Source organism: Pseudoalteromonas sp. MTN2-4 (assembly GCF_042848605.1).
GTDB lineage: Bacteria > Pseudomonadota > Gammaproteobacteria > Enterobacterales > Alteromonadaceae > Pseudoalteromonas.
The window spans coordinates 811,092-829,882 of sequence record NZ_BTGK01000001.1 but is presented as its reverse complement, the minus strand read 5'-3'; the positions used below and the strand labels follow the sequence as shown (position 1 = coordinate 829,882).

Here is an 18,791-nt window from a genome sequence, read left to right as displayed (position 1 = left end):
ATAAATCAATTATTACATGATCTGTAAACGTAAATAGTCATAGATCTTGCTAAAGAAGCTACCTTCTTCAATCTCTTCGAGCGTAACTAATGGATATTGAGAGATTTCTTCGCCATCGAGCTCAAGGAATAGTGTACCTACTTTAGTTCCTTTGGCTAATGGCGCTTCTAAAGTTTTATCTAACTCAAAGTTCGCTTTTAAATTTTTGCGTTGACCACGAGGGATAGTAATGGGCGTGTCTTCTAGAATACCTAAAGAAACCGTCTCTTTATTACCCATCCAAATACGCTGATCTGCAAAGCTATCACCCGCTTTATATGGTGTGATTGTTTCGAAGAAACGGAAGCCATAGTTAAGTAGTTTTTTGCTTTCGACTTTACGAGCACGCTCACTGTCTGTACCCATCACAACTGCAATTAAGCGCATATCGTCTTTAGTTGCTGATGTCACTAGGCTGTAGCCAGCCTCTGATGTGTGACCGGTTTTAATGCCATCAACGTCAAGGCTTGCATCCCATAGCAGTGAGTTACGGTTGTATTGCTTGATACCATTGAAGGTAAAAGACTTTTCTTTGTAAAGTGCATACTCTTCAGGTACGTCACGAATAAGCGCGGCACCTAGCGTCGCCATATCACGAGGTGTTGTGTAATGTTCGTCTGTATCAAGGCCATGACTGTTAATAAAATGCGTGTTAGCCATGCCTAGCTTTTCAGCGTGTGCGTTCATCAGATCAGCAAATGCACTTTCACTGCCAGCAATATGTTCAGCCATTGCCACACAAGCATCATTGCCTGATTGAATGATAATACCGTGGTTAAGATCGTCGACACTGACTTGCTTACCAACTTCAATGAACATGACCGATGAACCAGGGAAATTCTTCGCCCATGCTTTTTCACTGATGGTAACCATATCAGTTGGTGAGATATTACCAGCTTCAATTTCGACACCAATCACGTAACTGGTCATCATTTTGGTTAGGCTAGCCGGTGCCAGCTTAGTATCTGCTTCACCTTCCGCAATGACTTTGCCAGTTGTGTAATCCACCAAGAAATAACCTTTTGCATTGATCTGAGGTGCAGAAGGCAAGATCTGTGCGGAAGCTGAAAAAATGGTTGCTGAGCATACCAGCCCGCAAATTTTGGTAAGTAGTTTGGTTTTTAGTAAAGTCATTATGTTCTTTTATCGATAAAATTAAAATTAGTCAGCTTTTTCTATTCTAAAGTCGTTGTTCACTGTAAAGCAAGAAAGCCTGGCGAAATTCACCTGCTTGTAAATTTTCTAGCAGGGATTGAGCATGGGTATCATCTTCTAGCGGGCCTAAGCGCAGTTTATGTAAACCGTCTTCTTCTGCAATGTTGGTATCAATTGCAAATTGACCTGCGAGTTTATTTGCCAAGTGCTCAATATTGGTTTTGTTACTACTCGCAGCGACTTGAATATAGGTTAATCTTGGCGCAATGCGATCGAGTGTAATCGCTTCAATCTGAACATTTGCTGTACCTTGGTTATGGTAGCCGAGTTTATAGGCCGCGGCATAAGATAAGTCTATAATCCTATGATCGTGGAATGGTCCACGATCATTGACTCTGACAATGGCCGATTTACCATTTTCTAAATTAGTTACTTTAACAAAACTCGGAAGTGGCAGAGTTTTGTGGGCTGCAGTCATGTCATACATGTTAAAGATCTCACCGTTAGAGGTGTAGTAACCGTGGAACTTTTGCCCATACCATGAAGCGGTGCCTTGCGCTTTATAACCTTTTTCATCTGACATAGGGTGATATTGCTTACCGAGCACCACATAAGGGCGTCCGGCGGTGACACTCTTTGGCTCAGCTTTTACTTTCGCATCACGCATTTCATACTCTGTAGGAATGCGCATAGGCGCAGTATCTTGGCGTGTGTGATAGCGAGAGCTACATCCGCTCACAATAATGACAACAAGGGCTAGTAAATAAGCCTTATACAACTTAGTCATGATTTAAGTAACATCCTCTTGTCTGTCGCAATTGACATAATGATACCGAACCCTGCCATCAGTGTAACCATGGATGTACCCCCATAGCTAATAAGTGGAAGGGGGACACCTACAACCGGCAATAGGCCAGATACCATGCCAATATTCACAAATACATATACAAAGAAAGTCAGTGTTAAAGCGCCAGCTAATAGTTTACTAAAGGCATCTTGAGCGCGAACTGCAATTAATAAGCCTCGACCTATGATAAATAAATAGACGCTGAGTAATAACACCACGCCCATTAAACCAAATTCTTCGCTCAATACCGAGAAGATAAAATCTGTGTGTCGCTCAGGTAAAAACTCTAATTGTGATTGTGTGCCATGCAGCCAACCTTTGCCTTCGACACCGCCTGAACCTATGGCGATTTTTGATTGAATAATGTGGTAGCCAGCGCCAAGAGGGTCACTTTCTGGATCAAGTAGTGTCATAACGCGCTGTTTTTGGTAAGCGCGCATACCATAATGCCAAAAAGCGAATACAGCGGGGAACATTAATAACAGCGCCCCACCGATGAGACGCCAGCTTAATCCAGCTAGGAATAAGACGAAAATACCAGAACTGGCAATGAGCAGTGAGGTGCCTAAATCCGGTTGTTCTTTAATTAAAAAGGTTGGCACACACAATAATATGAAGCCGATAAATAAATTAATAAACTTTGGGGGCATGCGGTGCTGAGAGATATACCAAGCAACCATCATAGGCACAGCGAGTTTCATGACTTCTGACGGTTGAAAGTTAGTCACGCCAAGGTTTAACCAGCGTTTTGCACCATTGATAGTAATACCAAAGAAAAACACCGCAACCAGCATAGCCAAACCTACTAAATAAAGTGGGATCACTAAGCGTTTTAGAGTGATAGGAGGAATTTGAGCAAATACCAATAATGCGATGACCGCGCCGCCCATGCGCACACCGTGTCTTAACATCATATCCATGTTTTGACCGCTTGCACTATACACAATTGCCAAGCTGCCAAACATCATACAAACAAGTGCTAATAGCAAAGGCACATCTAAATGTATTTTTTGCCATAGAGTACGTTTATGACCGAGCACCATTAATTAGCTCCTTGCTTAAGTGGGTTTGCAGTAAAGTAGTAATCCATCAATTGACGTGCAATAGGGGCTGCGATTTTACTACCGCCACCTTGGTTCTCCACTACCACAGTCACAACAACACGGGGGTCATTGTAGGGGGCAAAGCCTGTGTAAATCGCATTGTCTCGATGACGCTCGTCTAACTTTTCTGCATCATACTTTTCACCTTGCGCGATACTGACAATTTGCGCAGTACCAGTCTTACCTGCAGGGTCATAATCCGCCCCTTTAAATGCTTTATGTGCAGTACCGGAGACCTTAGTTACAGTGTTATGCATGGCTTCAAGGGCGACGCGCCAATGGTCATGATTTTTGAGCACAATGGGCGGGCGCTCTTCGGTGTACATAGGCGTGATTTCATCAAACTGTTTTTTTACTTGTACCAGGTGCGGTTGGTAATGTTCGCCTTTGTTAACCATGATGGTTACAGCGTTGGCTATTTGCATTGGCGTCGCAGTCCAATAACCTTGTCCAATCCCGACTGAGATGGTATCGCCTGGCCACCAGTTTTCTTTAAAACGTTCTTTTTTCCAAGCTACGGTTGGCAGAATAGCTGTTGTTTCTTCATGAATATCAATACCAGATAAATCACCAAAGCCAAACTTATTCATGAAATTACTGATCTTTGTGATACCAGATTTATAGGCAATATCGTAATAAAAAGTATCACATGACTCTTCTATTGCTTTGTATACATCAACCCAGCCATGGCCCCAACGCTGCCAGTCTCGCCACTTATGTTCAACATTCGGAATTTGAAAAAAGCCTGGGTCCCACATGCGAGTTTGCTCAGTGATAATGCCTTCTTCCAAGCCAAGAATAGCTAAATGTGGTTTGACCGTCGAGGCTGGCGCATAGCGGCCTTGAGTTGTTCTGTTAATTAAAGGCCTATCTGGGTTTAACAAGGCGCGATAGTCTTTACCACTTATCCCGTGAACAAATAGGTTTGGGTCGTAACTGGGGTTTGAATACAGTGCTAGAATACCGCCGTCTTTAGGATCCATAACAACGATCGCGCCACGCATACCTTCAAGGGCTTTTTTCGCCACTTGCTGTAAGCCTATATCTAACGTAAGAACTAAATCTTGCCCTGGTGTGGGCGCATCGACGCTTAAAGTACGGAGCACTCTGCCTCGGTTATTCACTTCAACACGTTGTGAACCAACGATGCCGTGCAGTTCTTTTTCGTAGAATTTTTCTATGCCAAGCTTACCAATGTCATGGGTTGCACGATAATTTTTGGCTTCACCTGCGAGCTCTAAAGCCGTGAGCTCTTTTTTATTTAATTTGGCAACATAACCAAGTGCATGGGTGAGTGTCTCACCGTAGGGGTAATATCTGGCAAGGCGAGCTTCAATATTAAAGCCTGGAAATTTATGTTGATTCACTGAAAATAAGGCAACTTCTTGCTCATTTAAACGCGCTTTAATAACACGGCTTTTAAAGCGCTGCTTACGGCGAATATTCTTTAAAAAGCTTTCTTGGTCTTCTACAGAAATATTTAATAAAGCGCCGACTTCAGCAAGTTGCTTAGCGATATCATTAACTTGCTCAGGGATCACTTCTAAATTATAAACAGGGCGGTTCTCTGCCAATAACACCCCATTTCGGTCGTAGATTAAGCCTCGGTTTGGTGCGACGGGGATTACTTTAATACGATTATCATTAGAGCGTGTTTTATGGGTGTCATGCTCTGTGACTTGAAGCTTATAGGCGTTACTGAGTAGCAAGCCTATAAGGAGAGTAACAAACACAAAACCAACAAATGCGCGACGAGCAAACAAATTTGCTTCAGCTGAATGGTCACGAATTGTTGGTCTTTTGTTTATCATCTGAGTTGTATTATTCTCTGTGGTATGGATGGTTGTTATTTAAACTCCACCCGCGATACAAGCTTTCAGCGACAATAATGCGCACAAGTGGGTGCGGTAACGTCAATGCCGATATCGACCACTTTTGCTCAGAAGCGGCAATACACTCAGGCGCAAGTCCTTCAGGGCCACCAATTAATAGGCTGACATCTCGACCATCAAGTTGCCACTTTTGCATATGATTTGCCAACTGGTGGGTATCCCAAGGCTTACCTGTTACTTCTAGTGTCACAATTCGGTTGCCTTTTGGAATAGCGGCCAAGGTTTTTTCACCTTCCAACTGTAAAATACGCTTGATATCGGCATTCTTACCACGCTTTCCAGCTGGGATCTCAACAAGTTCTAACGCCATATCTTTTGGAAAACGACGCTGATACTCTTTAAAGCCTGTCTCAACCCAAGCAGGCATTTTTGTGCCGACAGCAACCAATTGAATTTTCAAAATTAGCCCCAGAGTTTCTCTAAGTCATATAAGTCACGTGTTTGATCTTGCATAACGTGAACAACCACATCGCCTAAATCAACCAGTACCCACTCACCCACATCTTGTCCTTCAATGCCTAATAGGTCTTCACCAGCATGACGCGTTTCTTTAGCAACGTGTTCAGCAATAGACTGTACGTGACGTTTTGAGTTACCTGAGCAAATGACCAAATAATCCGTTACAGAGCTCACTTCTTTTACATCTAACTTAACAATGTCACGGGCTTTCATGTCGTCAACTTTGTCTAATGCAAAGTCTAATAATTGTTCAGAATTCAAATCTTGTATCTCTATGCTCAAAAAATAAGGCGCGTATAGTAGCACAGCACATTGGTTTATTCAGCATAGAGCTGATGAGTACGAATGTAATCTATGACCGAAGACGCGAGAAATTGTTCCATAGGTTTTTGATTATTTATTAGTTTTCTAATATCGCTCGATGCGGCATCAAAACTAGGACCGGTTAAAAAATGACAATGACCTGCTTTTTTCGTGAGTAACAGCTCATTTGTCTCAACTTTAGCTTGTTTCACATAGTCAGCAAGCGCTGGGTTTGGTGCATAAATTTCGCCTGGGCGCTGATAAACCACGATGTGGCAAAGCTGTGTAATGGCTTGCCATTCATACCAAGACGTTAAACTATTGAAGGAATCCATACCCATCAAAAAAATGATGGGTGTATTAGGCTGCTCGTCTCGGTATTCCTGTAGCGTTAACAATGAATAGGAGGGCCCTTGTCGCTCAAGCTCTCTTTTATCAATAGTGAATGCTCTCTTACTTTGAGTTGCTAACCTGAGCATGTTGAGACGGTGTGTGTCAGTGATCTTAGGCTGTGCTTTGTGCACAGGTATGGCGCAGGGTAAGAATCGTAATTCAGGCAACCCTAGCTCAGCAACGCATTGCTCGGCCATGTTTAAATGTCCTAAATGGACGGGATCAAAAGTACCACCAAAAAGTGCAATCATATTGTTTAATCAGTGTGGTTGATGGGCAGACCAATTGGGATGTGATAGCAAAAACTCAGTGCACAATGCAGTAAGGCTTGATAAGGCGCAGTGAGTTCTCCGCGTTTATAGCCACTGTCTATCTGTGCCAACAACAGACCTATTTGCTCGAGCTGATGCAGAGGCAATCTATCAAGTGCTTGTTGAGTTAAAGGCTGCTGGTTTTTCCAAATATTATGCTGTTTATAGAGCGCAGTAATATTTTTACCTTGCTGTAAGCCTTGCTTAATTGATACTAAGGTTTGCTGCTGCTTATTCAGCGCCCAAACCAGCGTATTCGGCTCCGTGTTATCTTCAGCTAATTTAACCATCACTTTGGTGATTTTTTTTGCCTGACCGGCAAGCGTTGCATTAGTCAGGTCAAAAATATCAAATTTACTTTGATTAAGCAGACCCGCTAAGATTTGCTCATCATTGACGGTTTGCGAAGGGTAAAGCAACGCCAGTTTTTCTAGCTCTTGATGTGTTGCGAGTAAGTTGCCTTCTGTGGCCAGCAAAAGTTGCTTTTTAGCATCTTGTGTTAGAGCGACTTTTAACTGCTTGGCTTGCGAATCAAGCCAGCGCTGCAAGTGTTGACCAGTCAATTCATAACAAGGCACATATACGCCTTGCTTTTCCAAGCCTTTAAACCAAGCTCCGCGTTGGATCTCTTGGCTGGCTTTTTGACCTTTCACAATTAACACGACATCAGGGTTCGGTTGAGCAGTTAGTTGCTTAAACGCATCGCTCCCGGCTGTACCGGGTTTTTGCTGGTTTAAGTCAAATTCAATGAGTGTGCGTGCGCTAAATAGCGACATACTATTGTATTGAGCAAGTAATTCTTGCCAATCAAAGCCTTGCAACAAACTAAATTTAATGACTTCGTCGAAGCCTTGTTGTTTTGCTGCCTGTTTTATTTGCTGCACACATTGTGCTTCTTGAAAAGGTTCTTCACCTAAAACCAAATAGAATGGAGCAAGGCCTTTTCGTAAAATATCTGGAAGTTGGTTAGCGTAACAGCGCATTAGAGTTGTGACAGCTCTCGAACAATACGTTTACTTGCCTGTTTGCGCAGCTCGTTAAGAATAATATCAAGCTCTTTGGCTTTAGCGAGTGCGTTGTCAGGGTCATCTTGATAATTGCGGTAAATCTCAAACTCTTTATCTACAGGCTCAAGACCTGGACGTGTCACTCTATATGAAACAGAATAAGCCAGTTCGTATTGCGCAACCTGACCATTTCTAAACAAGCTTAACGTTTGGCGTGTTAGAGAGTCTCGATACAGATGAAGCTCAGGTACTTGTTTGCTTCTGTTGTCACTAATGGTGACTTGAGATGTGATGAGATCTTTGCGAAGTAATGAAAACAGTTCAGACTTGCTATCATCACCCGACAGATGAAGTGTTTGTAATTCTTTTGGTAAATATGAGGCTTGCTTTAAATGAAAGCCACAACCAGATAACAAAACACAGGCTAGCAAAAATGCTAGCCCATGCTTAATTGAACGCGATAAACGCATCTTAGTTTGCAACCACATTAAGTAGTTTACCTGGTACGTAAATCACTTTACGGATTTCTTTGCCTTCGATGAATTTAGATACATTCTCTTCAGCAAATGCCAGCGCTTCAACTTGTTCTTTCGTTGAGTCGGCAGCAACCGTTAGCTTAGCTCGCAGTTTACCATTCACTTGTACCACGATAAGTTTTTCGTCTTCAACAAGCGCAACTTGGTCAACCACAGGCCATGTTGCATCTAACACGTCACCTTCGTGACCTAAGTCTTGCCACAACTGATGACACATATGCGGGGCAATCGGTGCAAGCATAATCACGATGGCATTAAGTGCTTCGTTTGCTAATGCAATATCTTGTGCATCTTTAAGCGGTGCTTTTGCAAGCTTGTTCGATAGCTCCATGATAGCAGCAATCGCAGTATTGAAAGTTTGGCGACGCTCAACATCATCTGTTACTTTTGCAATGGTTTTGTGGATTTCACGACGTAGCACTTTCTGGTTGCTGTTTAGCGCATTTACATCAAGTTCAGCTGTACCTGCTGCATTAACGTCTACTGCGTATTTCCAAACACGTTTAAGGAAACGAAGTGAACCTTCAACACCCGAGTCAGACCATTCTAGAGTTTGCTCTGGTGGCGCTGTGAACATCATGAATAAACGAACTGTATCTGCACCGTACTGCTTGATAACAGTTTGTGGATCAATACCATTGTTCTTTGACTTAGACATTTTAGACATACCAGCAGATTCTACAGGTTGACCATCGTCTTTGTGCCACGCTTTAGTGATACGGCCTTTATCGTCAGTTTCTGTTTCAACGTCAGTTGGTGAAATCCAAACATCACCGCCTTTTTCGTCTTTACGGAAATAAGTTTCAGCTAATACCATGCCTTGACATAGTAGACGCTCGAACGGCTCATCTGAGTTTACTAAACCACAGTCACGTAATAGTTTGTGGAAGAAACGTGAGTAAAGTAGGTGAAGGATCGCGTGCTCGATACCACCAATATATTGGTTTACTGGTAGCCAGTAATTCGCTGCACCTGGCTCTAACATACCTTCGTCATAACGTGGACTACAGTAACGCGCGTAGTACCAAGAAGATTCCATGAAAGTATCGAACGTATCTGTTTCATGGAATGCAGGTTCACCGTTCACTGTGGTTTTTGCCCACTCAGGATCTGCTTTAATTGGCGAAGTTACACCGTTCATTACCACGTCTTCAGGTAAACGAACCGGTAGCATATCTTCAGTCGCAGCAAGCTCAGAACCATCTTCTTTATTTAGCATTGGGATTGGTGAGCCCCAGTAACGCTGACGGCTAACACCCCAGTCACGTAGACGGAAGTTAACTTTACGCTTACCTGCGCCAATACCTTCTAGTTTGTCAGCAATGGCGTTAAATGCAGCTTTAAACTCAAGACCGTCAAATTCACCAGAATTAATCAGCGTGCCTTTTTCAGTAAATGCTTCTTTTGAAAGGTCAGCTACAAGCTCAGAACCTTCAGCAGGCGCAATAACTTGTTTGATCTCAAGACCGTAAGCTGTCGCAAACTCGTAGTCACGTTGGTCATGACCAGGTACTGCCATTACCGCACCTGAACCATAGTCCATTAGTACAAAGTTTGCAGCCCATACAGGTACTTCTTTACCAGTTAATGGATGGATTGCTTTAAAGCCTGTGTCGATGCCTTTTTTCTCCATCGTTGCCATATCAGCTTCAGCAACTTTGGTGTTCTTACATTCTTCAACAAATGCAGCAACTTCAGGGTTATTCTTAGCAGCTTCTAACGCAATCGGGTGACCAGCAGCAACACCAACGTAAGTCACACCCATGAAAGTGTCAGGGCGAGTAGTGTAAACGGTGAAAGTTTCACCATTATCAGCACGTTTGAAGTCAATCTCTAAACCTTCAGAGCGACCAATCCAGTTACGCTGCATGGTTTTCACTTGCTCAGGCCAGTGCTCAAGCTTGTCTAAATCATCTAGTAGCTCTTGAGCGTAATCAGTAATCTTGATGAACCACTGAGGAATTTCTTTTTGCTCTACAAGCGCGCCAGAACGCCAACCGCGACCGTCAATCACCTGCTCATTAGCCAGTACTGTTTGGTCAACTGGATCCCAGTTTACGGTAGACATTTTCTTGTAAACTAAGCCTTTCTCGTAAAGCTTAGTGAAGAACCACTGTTCCCATTTGTAATATTCTGGGTGACATGTTGCAATTTCACGATCCCAGTCATAACCAAAACCAAGCTGTTTTAGCTGACCGCGCATGTAATCAATGTTTTCGTATGTCCACTTAGCTGGCGCTGTGTTGTTTTTGATAGCCGCGTTTTCTGCTGGTAGACCAAACGCATCCCAACCCATAGGTTGCATAACGTTTTTGCCTTGTAAGCGCTGGAAACGAGATACCACATCACCAATGGTGTAGTTACGCACGTGACCCATATGCAGTCGACCACTTGGGTAAGGGAACATAGAGAGACAGTAATACTTCTCTTTGCTCTCGTCTTCTACGACTTTAAACGTCTTGTTTTCTTCCCAATACTGTTGGACTTTTGACTCAATGTCTTGCGGGTTATATTGCTCTTGCATCTATGTTTCCAGACTTCTTGCAAATTAATAAAAAATTGTTCGATAGCATACCCCAAAAACTGAGCGAATCACAGCCATAGAGGTGCATTTTGTGGTGCTTACAAGGCAGCAAAATATCACTTTTTTACCACTAGACTATAGTTATAGAAAGTTTACTGAAAAATGGAGTCTGCCATGGCGGAGTATAAAAAGTGGTTAGATGATTTTGCGCATTGGCTGAAAGATATAAAAGAGCATGAGCTTGAAGACTTAATTAATAAATTTATTGAAAGCCAAGGTAAGCTAAAAGAGCTCGGCGAAGAGAAGGTAAAAAGCTACAGCCACTATCTCAAGCGAGATTTAAAACATTTAGAAGATGACTATAAAGACACTGATGATATTGCTTGGCAAGAATTAAAGGCGGGTGTGCTATTTGAGTTGGCACAGCTTGAAGACCGCACACAGCTAGAATGGCAGGCTTTATTAAAAGATTTTGAGCATGATGGGGTTTACAAAGCGGGCGAATGGATAGCCATGGGGCAATTAGTATGTAAAAATTGTCACCATACTACAGATGTACTTTATGCCTCTGAAATTAAAGCATGTAGTCAATGTGAGCATCAAGAGTTCAGCCGAAAAGCATTGTCTCCATAGTCTAGCCAATTGGGTTAGATAATAAAAAGAAGTTAGGAATGACAAATAAGATAGCACCTTTACCTATTGAGGCCTTAGCGCCAACTATTTCTCTTGCGCATGTTGAGTCATGCATGCGCAACCCTTATCCTGAAGCGTTGACATTTATTGGTCAGCAACGCGCCCAAAGTGCTTTAGATTTCTCACTAGGTATGGACTTACCTGGTTATAACACTTTTGTAATGGGCGAAGCGGCATTAGGCCGTTTTACCATGGTAAAAGACAAGTTAGAAGCACACAGTAAAACCAAGCCAACGCCAAATGAGTGGTTGTACGTCAATAACTACGACGATCACCGTAAACCTATCGCGCTATTTATGCAGCCAGGTCAAAGCAAAGAGCTTGCTGATGACATGGATGAGTTTTTAGATGAAGTCGCTGATACTTTTCCTGCAGCATTCGATAACCCGGGTTATCAACGCAAAAAGAAGTCCATCGATAAAGAATTCGATAACAAATATGACGCTGCCATTACCGCAGTGGCAGAACTTGCCGCCAAAAAAAGTGTGGCTTTAATAGAAGAAAGTAATCAGGTGGCCTTTGCGCCTGTGATCGATGGTAAACAATTAGATGATGCAGAATTTGCTGCACTCGATGAGAAAGTGCAAGAACACTTTTTTGATGCCATAGATAAGTTAGAAGATGACCTTATAGAAGCATTAATTGAGCTACCGCGTTGGAAACGTGAGTCGTCTGAAAAACTGAGAAACTTAAAGAAGCAAACGGTTGAAACTGCCACTAAGCCTTTACTGAAGAAGCTAGAGCTCAAGTATGCCAGCCACATTGGTGTCATTCGTTATTTAAAAGATGTAAGAACCGAGATTGTCGATGCGGTGCTAGAGTGGCTTGATGACAGCGGCAGCGAGGAAAATAAAGAAGAGTTTGATCACCGCGGCATGCTGAATGACTTCTTTGCGCCTAATATTCTGGTTGAATATAAAGATGGAGAGGCTGCACCTGTGGTGTACGAGCCAAACCCAACTTTTGGCAATATTTTTGGAAAGGTTGAATACGCTACTTCACAAGGCAACTTAATCACCAGTTATCGCTCAATCCAACCGGGTGCGTTACATAAGGCCAATGGTGGTTATCTGATCATGGATGCCGATAAAGTCTTGGCTAACTCGCAAGTGTGGGATGGCCTAAAACTATCACTTAAAACTCACCAAATAAAGAATGATTTGCCGTATCAAGATAGCTCAGTAGGTAGCAGTTTCACGCTTCGCCCTCAGTTAATTCCACTTGATGTGAAGATCATCTTGTTGGGCTCACGTGATTTATATTACGCCATCAGTGATTACGACGAAGAATTTGCTGAGTTATTTAGAGTATTGGCTGATTTTGATTACTACCTGCCAAGCAGTGATAAACTTCAATATCAGTTCATTACTAAAGTGCTTGAATACTGCGATAAAACTTTAAACTGTGGTATTTCAGCGTGTGGTCTTGCGCGTTTGCTCAAGTTTAGCTATCGCCAAGCAGAGCACCATACCAAGCTGTCAGCACGATTTGCAGATGTGCTCGAGTTAGTTGCAGAAGCAAGCTTTTATGCAAAACAAGACAATGTGACTGAGGTTACCGCAGAGCACATCGATGAAGCCATTGCGGGTAAGCAGTATCGCACCGGTCAACTTAGTGAAAATATGCTGAGTGATATTAAAGAAGGCCACACATTGATCGAAACTGACGGTGAAGCGATTGCTAAAATCAATGGTCTGACGGTATTACATATTGGTGATACGGCATTTGGTACACCAGCGCGCATTACTGCTACGGTATATGCAGGTTCAGATGGCGTCATTGACGTCGAGCGTGAAGCAGATTTAGGTAAGTCAATTCATTCTAAAGGCGTGATGTTATTAACGGGTTATTTAGGTAACAAGTATGCACAAAACTTTAGCTTAACACTCAGTGCCAATATTGCGATTGAACAAAGTTATGGCTATATCGACGGCGATAGTGCCTCGCTTGCTGAATTATGCGGCTTAATCTCAGCTATCACTCAATTACCCATTAACCAGTCGTTAGCGTTGACAGGCTCAATTAACCAGCATGGTGAAGTGCAGGCGATTGGTGGCGTAAACGAAAAAATAGAAGGCTTCTTTAAGCTTTGTAAAATGCGTGGGTTAACTGGTCAGCAAGGCGTGATTATTCCTCAGTCTAACCGCGTTAACTTAGTTTTAGATGACGAAGTGTTACAAGAAGTAGAGCGTGGCCGTTTCCATATTTATGCAGTTTCAAACGTGGATGAAGCATTGAGCTTATTGATGAATCATGACGCTGGAAAGCTAGTCGACGGGGAATACCCTGAGGGCTCTATTAATGCGCTAACACTGGCTCGATTACAGCAAATTGCTGATGTGGTCAGTGGCGATAATGAAAAAGAAGAAACAGAACAAGATAAGGAGTAAGTAGCGTGTCTACAACCAATGTAATTTTAGTGATTGTCATCGTGATTTTGGTGGCACTATTTTCTCGTGCGTCGCAAAAGAACAAAGCTGCTGCAGGAGAAAATCGTATTAAAGCGGCTGAGTTTTTGGCAGAAAATGCAAAAAAAGATACTGTGGTAACAACTGATTCTGGCTTACAGTACGAAGTGCTTACACAGGGGGAGGGAGATGCAAAGCCTTCTGCCACCAGTAAAGTAAAAGTACATTACCATGGCACACTTGCTGATGGCACCGTATTTGATAGCTCAGTAGAGCGAAATAGCCCGATCAGCTTTGGCTTAAACCAGGTAATTCCAGGTTGGACTGAAGGTGTACAGCTAATGACTGAAGGCAGTAAGTTTAAATTTTATATCAGTCCTGAGTTAGGTTATGGAGACCGTGCAGCCGGTAAGATCCCAGCAGGCTCATTGTTGATTTTTGAAGTTGAGCTTTTAAAAATAGAGTCGTAAAGTGAGGGCGTGTTTATCTTTGGTTGAACTCTTCGAGCAGCGCGAGTTGAACATTTATTCAGCGTTATCGGCTGACTTACATAGAATAACTATGCTACGTAGCCTCTGCGGGGCAGCCCCTGCCTTGTCTAAATACCCAACTCTCTGCTGTAAAAACAAACAGCAAAGGTTAACACGCCCTATTATTAATCTAGAAACGTAGAAGGAGGCTATGCCTCCTTTTTTATACATAATGTAAGGAGAGAATATGTATATGGGTCTTGTTATCACCACATTAATGGTACTTTTTGTTTATTTCAGAGCTAAGCATGTCAATGAAATAAAAGCATATGTTGGCGAAACCTACCCCGATATCTTGGCCAGATTATCAAAAGACAAAATGAAAATAGGGGTCAATAACTTGTTTGTTATTGCCCTTGAAGAGTCCTTGAAATTTGGAGAGTTAAGTAAAGCTCAGGACAAGCGCTTGCAGTTATTAACCAAAAGAATGCGTGATTTTGATACGCGTTTTATGGCGGTCTCAGTTGTCGTTATGATCAGTTATATTTTTCTATCCTAATTTAAATATAACTGAATGAAAATCTATCATGCAGTGTACTGTGTAGTGACTGAGTTAAAAGGTAAATCTCATTTTTCGTCACAATAAAATGAGATTTATCTCTATTTATTGAGCCTTATTCATCTATTGCTCTACTCAAGAGCTGATTGATTAAGTTTTCCGTCAGTATGTCATTTACTCTCCATAGGTACTTGAAAAGCCTTCAACTCATTTATCAAACGATTCATCATTTTCGGTTTATTTTATTTGCGATTTGTAGTGTTTAATTGCAGCTTTGTTTTGCTTTAGGTAGCTTTGAGCGGCTATTGATAAGAGAGAAATAAATGACCGATCACAGCTTACCTAACCGTCGCATTCTGGCTATCGATGTTTTCCGAGGTTTGACGATCCTCACCATGGTATTTGTAAACGAACTTGCCGCAATTAAAAACATTCCTTCTTGGATGACGCATATGCCTGCCAATGCGAACGCCATGACTTTTGTAGATTTAATATTCCCAGCATTCTTATTTATTGTGGGTATGTCTATTCCATTTTCAACACAAGCAAAAGCTGCAAAAGGGGCGAGCTCAAAACGTTTATTGACCGATGCAGCCTTCAGAGCGCTGGGGTTAATCGTAATCGGCTTGTTTATGGTAAACACTATATATGGTTATGACGAAAGCAAAATGCTGATATCTATGCCGCTTTGGACTTTGTTGATGTATGCCAGTGTACTACTCATATGGAGTCACTATCCAAAGCACCTTTCAAGTGTATTAGTCAAAGGCTGTAAATATTTAGGCATACTTGGCCTTATTGTGCTGGCGTATATTTATGAAGGCCCTTACGGTGGTATGACACCTCAGTGGTGGGGGATCCTAGGCTTAATCGGCTGGGCGTTTATTTTTAGTGTGGCAGTTTATTTATTTACTAAACAAGATGTCATTAAATTAATTGCAGCCAGTCTTGCATTTGTCGCGTTATATTTTGTTATAGAACACTTAAGCGGTATTAACGGTGTGCTTGACCGGCTTGTCGAAGATAACCGAAACCATACCCATGCGACCATAGTGTTAGCAGGTGTGGTGATGAGCTTAATTTTTTATCACGCTAAATTAAGTGACAAAAAGTGGTTCAACTATTTTGCTTTTGTATTTGTTAGTGGTGCACTTACCTTGTTGAGCTGCTGGCATTGGCCAGTTTCAAAGATATGGGCAACGCCAAGTTGGGCATTCATGAGTATCTTCTTCTGTGCACTGATCTTTGGAGCTATTTATTACATCGTTGAGTTAAAGGCACAGACTGGTTGGTGCAAGGTATTTGAACCAGCGGCAAATAACCCATTATTAATCTATATCTTGCCCTATATTTTAATTGCAGCGCTACAGTTGCTATCAATTCCTGCAAGACCTGAGTTAATGAGTAGTGGCGCTATGGGGATTCTATGGAGCCTAGGGTTTGCAGTGATGATGATGTTTGCTGTGACTGGCTTAAACAAGCTTGGTGTGAGATTAAAGCTTTAAAGCTCTTGCAAAGCCCTAACTCAAAGGCGGCTTAATAGCCGCCTTTATTATGTGATTCTAACCCTCTTAATTAGGTGGACCTATTTTTTGGGGGGGATTGTATGGTGTGCTTTAGAAAAAGTTTTTTTCAAGTTTGTTTGCTATGCTTGTTTTCAAACGTGGTATAAAGATACAAATAGATAAAAGCCCGACCAAAATCCAGATAGGCAAATGGCCATATTTACTAAAAGGGCTCAACCCTTTAATCAGCTGTAAGTCAGTTTTGAGCACCGTCGCTTCAAACTGCGGTATTGTTTGCTCAGTTTGAGAGATGGGGTCATAGACGCCCGTAATACCGTTATTGGTCACGCGAACAAGCGGCCTTTGCAGTTCTAGGGCACGCATTCTTGCAATTTGCATATGCTGATGGGGGCCGTGAGAATCCCCAAACCAAGCGTCATTACTGACTGTAAAGAGAATATCAGATTGCTCTGTGAAGTTGTCGCGAACTAAATCGCTAAATACGATTTCGTAGCAAATAGCCGGCAGAATATGTAAGCCATTAGCTATGAGGTTGTTTTGTACGCGCTCACCACGAGAAAACGAGGACATAGCGAGGTTAAACAAAGGGGCTAACGGCCTGAGAATATCTTCAAATGGTACAAACTCACCAATAGGAAGAAGCTGATGCTTTTGATATCTGTTTGAATGCAAATAATTGTAGTGACCATCACTTGAGTCTGAGTATTTCTTACCTAACACAATAAGCGTGTTGTAGACTGCCTTGGTATCAAATTGATAATCAGGGATACCAGTGATAACTGCGGTATTGTTAAATGCGGCAGCTTTATCTAGCCCTTCTAAGAATGGTGCCGCTAAATCTTCTATTTCTGGAATAGCAGCTTCAGGCCAGACGACGAGGTCTGTGTCATGCCACTCAACCCGGGTCATATCTCGGTATTTAGACATGGTTGGCCAAAACTGTTCTGGCTCCCAGCGTAAACTTTGCTGAATGTTGCCTTGTACAAGCAAAGTTGAAATGCGTTTATCAGAGTGTGAAGTAGAAACTGTGAACCTACTAATAAGATATAAACAGATCAGAGTGGCAATTGCTGAAAGCGAAAAAGAAGCATGTTTTACTTTAATGCTATAATAAATGCTACTAGCAAGAAATACTGCCAGTAAAGTTAAACCAAACTCGCCAATTACAGGCGCAAAGATATTAAGGGGTGAATCAGTAAACGCATAACCAAAACTGAGCCATGGAAAGCCAGTTAACAGCTTACCTCGTAAAAACTCTGAAATGGCAAAGCCGACTATTAACAATGCGACCCTTTGCCACGCGTTTTGGCTGAATCGTGCTGAAAATGCAAAAGCCAGCGCAGGGTAAATTGCTAAATAGGCACAAAGTAAACCCATCAGTAACATAGAAACTGGTAAAGGTAATCCACCGAACTGAGCTATAGAGACATGCACCCAGCTTATTCCAAGTGCAAACCAGCCAAAACCAAAAACAAAACCATATTTAGCTGCGCTGCGGGTAGACTGTTTATCGGTTACATAACAAGCCGTAACGAGTGCAAAAATAGCAATGGGCCATAGGCTAAATGGCGCATAGCTAAAAGTCATGGCAAGGCCTGCAAAAAATGCAAGCCAGGCATGTTTATTTGATAATAAAGAGAACAGCTTACTCAACGTGATCTTCGGTAGTTTCAGTCTTTGGTACTGTTACTTGAAGTTGAATAATACGACGATTATCAGAGTTTGTTACTTTAAACTGTAGCGGTTCGATGTCGATTGTTTCACCACGACTCGGCATGTGACCAAAGGCATGTAGAATAATACCGCCAATGGTATCTGCTTCTTGTGTATCGTAATCAGTATTGAAAAACGAATTAAACTCATCAAGCGGTGTTAATGCTTGCACGGTAAAGACATGCTTTGACAACTGACGAATATCGTCATGATCTTCATCGTCATCATGCTCGTCTTCGATTTCACCAACGATGGTTTCTAAAATGTCTTCAATTGTTACCAAACCTGATACGCCGCCATACTCATCTATAACGATCGCCATATGGTAACGCTTTTGGCGGAACTCATTTAGCAGGGTGTCAACACGCTTACTTTCTGGTACCACAATAGCAGGGCGAAGATATTCTCTTAATGCCGGTAGGGCATCAGATTTATCTAAAATCAGCGGTAGTAAGTCTTTAGCCAGTAAAATACCTTCAACATGGTCTTTGTCTTCACAGATCACTGGAAAGCGAGAGTGTGATGATTCAACCATAATTGGTAGTTGATGCTCTAGAGACTCATCTACATCTAAAGTAATCATTTGAGAGCGAGGGATCATGATATCGCGAACTTTAAGTTCAGAGACGCTTAGTACGCCTTCCATCATGTCTTTGGTCTCAGGGTCGATGAGTGCACGCTCTTGCGCATCAGCAATGACTTCAACCAGCTCTTCTTTATTTTGGGGTTCTCCTTGCAGCATCTGGGTAATGCGTCCTAGCCAGCTTTTGCCAGCAGAACCCTGACTACTTTGCGAGTTATCGTCGCTCATTTCTTTTTATATCTCCAATTAAATAAAATTCTTTTAGTCGAA

At 42.2% G+C, this 18,791-nt stretch carries 17 protein-coding genes; 5 read left to right on the top strand and 12 right to left on the bottom strand.

Going from position 1 to position 18,791, the window contains the following annotated elements; all coding sequences use genetic code 11:
* Positions 1–12: 12 nt before the first annotated feature.
* The 10 genes from ACGHEH_RS03925 to leuS are packed head-to-tail and all read right to left on the bottom strand — an operon-like array spanning position 13 to position 10,569.
* A complete protein-coding gene (locus tag ACGHEH_RS03925) occupies positions 13–1,173 on the bottom strand; it encodes a serine hydrolase (RefSeq protein WP_390441952.1) in 1,161 nt (386 codons plus the stop codon).
* Positions 1,174–1,219: 46 nt separating this feature from the next.
* Entirely contained in the window at positions 1,220–1,981 is a 762-nt protein-coding gene (locus ACGHEH_RS03920) for a septal ring lytic transglycosylase RlpA family protein (protein WP_390441950.1), read from the bottom strand.
* Positions 1,978–3,084, bottom strand: coding sequence for a rod shape-determining protein RodA (gene rodA, locus ACGHEH_RS03915; RefSeq protein ID WP_390441948.1), 1,107 nt, complete (start codon positions 3,082–3,084; stop codon positions 1,978–1,980). The genes ACGHEH_RS03920 and rodA overlap by 4 nt, the downstream gene beginning before the upstream one ends.
* Positions 3,084–4,955 carry a penicillin-binding protein 2 gene (gene mrdA / locus ACGHEH_RS03910; protein ID WP_390441947.1) on the bottom strand — a complete coding sequence of 624 codons (1,872 nt, stop codon included), beginning with the start codon at positions 4,953–4,955 and terminating at the stop codon, positions 3,084–3,086. Before mrdA ends, rodA begins: the two co-directional genes overlap by 1 nt.
* Before the next feature lie 10 nt (positions 4,956–4,965).
* Entirely contained in the window at positions 4,966–5,436 is a 471-nt protein-coding gene (gene rlmH / locus ACGHEH_RS03905) for a 23S rRNA (pseudouridine(1915)-N(3))-methyltransferase RlmH (RefSeq protein ID WP_390441945.1), read from the bottom strand.
* Positions 5,437–5,438: 2 nt separating this feature from the next.
* Positions 5,439–5,756, bottom strand: coding sequence for a ribosome silencing factor (rsfS, locus tag ACGHEH_RS03900; protein WP_058031648.1), 318 nt, complete (start codon positions 5,754–5,756; stop codon positions 5,439–5,441).
* A gap of 56 nt (positions 5,757–5,812) precedes the next feature.
* Complete coding sequence (nadD, locus tag ACGHEH_RS03895) at positions 5,813–6,442, bottom strand: nicotinate-nucleotide adenylyltransferase (RefSeq protein WP_390441942.1); 630 nt, start codon at positions 6,440–6,442, stop codon at positions 5,813–5,815.
* 5 nt (positions 6,443–6,447) lie between these two features.
* Positions 6,448–7,485, bottom strand: coding sequence for a DNA polymerase III subunit delta (holA, locus tag ACGHEH_RS03890; RefSeq protein ID WP_390441940.1), 1,038 nt, complete (start codon positions 7,483–7,485; stop codon positions 6,448–6,450).
* A complete protein-coding gene (lptE, locus tag ACGHEH_RS03885; protein ID WP_390442416.1) occupies positions 7,485–7,979 on the bottom strand; it encodes an LPS assembly lipoprotein LptE in 495 nt (164 codons plus the stop codon). Before lptE ends, holA begins: the two co-directional genes overlap by 1 nt.
* 1 nt (position 7,980) lies before the next feature.
* Positions 7,981–10,569, bottom strand: a complete 2,589-nt coding sequence (gene leuS / locus ACGHEH_RS03880) for a leucine--tRNA ligase (RefSeq protein ID WP_390441938.1) — start codon at positions 10,567–10,569, stop codon at positions 7,981–7,983.
* A 174-nt stretch (positions 10,570–10,743) separates the two neighbouring features.
* Between leuS and ACGHEH_RS03875 the strand changes: the two genes are divergently transcribed.
* The 5 genes from ACGHEH_RS03875 to ACGHEH_RS03855 all read left to right on the top strand — a co-directional run bounded on the left by ACGHEH_RS03875 (position 10,744) and on the right by ACGHEH_RS03855 (position 16,204).
* Positions 10,744–11,202, top strand: a complete 459-nt coding sequence (locus ACGHEH_RS03875) for a hypothetical protein (protein WP_390441937.1) — start codon at positions 10,744–10,746, stop codon at positions 11,200–11,202.
* A gap of 38 nt (positions 11,203–11,240) precedes the next feature.
* Positions 11,241–13,652, top strand: a complete 2,412-nt coding sequence (locus tag ACGHEH_RS03870; RefSeq protein ID WP_390441935.1) for a Lon protease family protein — start codon at positions 11,241–11,243, stop codon at positions 13,650–13,652.
* Between the two features lie 5 nt (positions 13,653–13,657).
* Positions 13,658–14,140 carry an FKBP-type peptidyl-prolyl cis-trans isomerase gene (locus ACGHEH_RS03865; RefSeq protein ID WP_390441933.1) on the top strand — a complete coding sequence of 161 codons (483 nt, stop codon included), beginning with the start codon at positions 13,658–13,660 and terminating at the stop codon, positions 14,138–14,140.
* Positions 14,141–14,393: 253 nt separating this feature from the next.
* Positions 14,394–14,699 carry a hypothetical protein gene (locus ACGHEH_RS03860; RefSeq protein WP_390441931.1) on the top strand — a complete coding sequence of 102 codons (306 nt, stop codon included), beginning with the start codon at positions 14,394–14,396 and terminating at the stop codon, positions 14,697–14,699.
* Between the two features lie 323 nt (positions 14,700–15,022).
* Positions 15,023–16,204 carry a heparan-alpha-glucosaminide N-acetyltransferase domain-containing protein gene (locus ACGHEH_RS03855; protein WP_390441930.1) on the top strand — a complete coding sequence of 394 codons (1,182 nt, stop codon included), beginning with the start codon at positions 15,023–15,025 and terminating at the stop codon, positions 16,202–16,204.
* Between the two features lie 111 nt (positions 16,205–16,315).
* Here the strand turns inward: ACGHEH_RS03855 and lnt are convergent, their stop codons facing one another.
* On the bottom strand, positions 16,316–17,878 hold the full coding sequence (lnt, locus tag ACGHEH_RS03850) for an apolipoprotein N-acyltransferase (protein ID WP_390441928.1): 1,563 nt from the start codon (positions 17,876–17,878) through the stop codon (positions 16,316–16,318).
* Complete coding sequence (gene corC, locus ACGHEH_RS03845; protein WP_390441926.1) at positions 17,871–18,749, bottom strand: CNNM family magnesium/cobalt transport protein CorC; 879 nt, start codon at positions 18,747–18,749, stop codon at positions 17,871–17,873. The genes lnt and corC overlap by 8 nt, the downstream gene beginning before the upstream one ends.
* Positions 18,750–18,791 lie beyond the last annotated feature (42 nt).

Excerpts from the sequence above, each read along its gene's own strand:
- ACGHEH_RS03925 (WP_390441952.1), bottom strand. The coding sequence starts at position 1,173 with ATGACTTTACTAAAAACCAAACTACTTACCAAAATTTGCGGGCTGGTA.
- ACGHEH_RS03920 (WP_390441950.1), bottom strand. The coding sequence starts at position 1,981 with ATGACTAAGTTGTATAAGGCTTATTTACTAGCCCTTGTTGTCATTATT.
- rodA (WP_390441948.1), bottom strand. The coding sequence starts at position 3,084 with ATGGTGCTCGGTCATAAACGTACTCTATGGCAAAAAATACATTTAGAT.
- mrdA (WP_390441947.1), bottom strand. The coding sequence starts at position 4,955 with ATGATAAACAAAAGACCAACAATTCGTGACCATTCAGCTGAAGCAAAT.
- nadD (WP_390441942.1), bottom strand. The coding sequence starts at position 6,442 with ATGATTGCACTTTTTGGTGGTACTTTTGATCCCGTCCATTTAGGACAT.
- holA (WP_390441940.1), bottom strand. The coding sequence starts at position 7,485 with ATGCGCTGTTACGCTAACCAACTTCCAGATATTTTACGAAAAGGCCTT.
- lptE (WP_390442416.1), bottom strand. The coding sequence starts at position 7,979 with ATGCGTTTATCGCGTTCAATTAAGCATGGGCTAGCATTTTTGCTAGCC.
- leuS (WP_390441938.1), bottom strand. The coding sequence starts at position 10,569 with ATGCAAGAGCAATATAACCCGCAAGACATTGAGTCAAAAGTCCAACAG.
- ACGHEH_RS03875 (WP_390441937.1), top strand. The coding sequence starts at position 10,744 with ATGGCGGAGTATAAAAAGTGGTTAGATGATTTTGCGCATTGGCTGAAA.
- ACGHEH_RS03870 (WP_390441935.1), top strand. The coding sequence starts at position 11,241 with ATGACAAATAAGATAGCACCTTTACCTATTGAGGCCTTAGCGCCAACT.
- ACGHEH_RS03860 (WP_390441931.1), top strand. The coding sequence starts at position 14,394 with ATGGGTCTTGTTATCACCACATTAATGGTACTTTTTGTTTATTTCAGA.
- ACGHEH_RS03855 (WP_390441930.1), top strand. The coding sequence starts at position 15,023 with ATGACCGATCACAGCTTACCTAACCGTCGCATTCTGGCTATCGATGTT.
- corC (WP_390441926.1), bottom strand. The coding sequence starts at position 18,749 with ATGAGCGACGATAACTCGCAAAGTAGTCAGGGTTCTGCTGGCAAAAGC.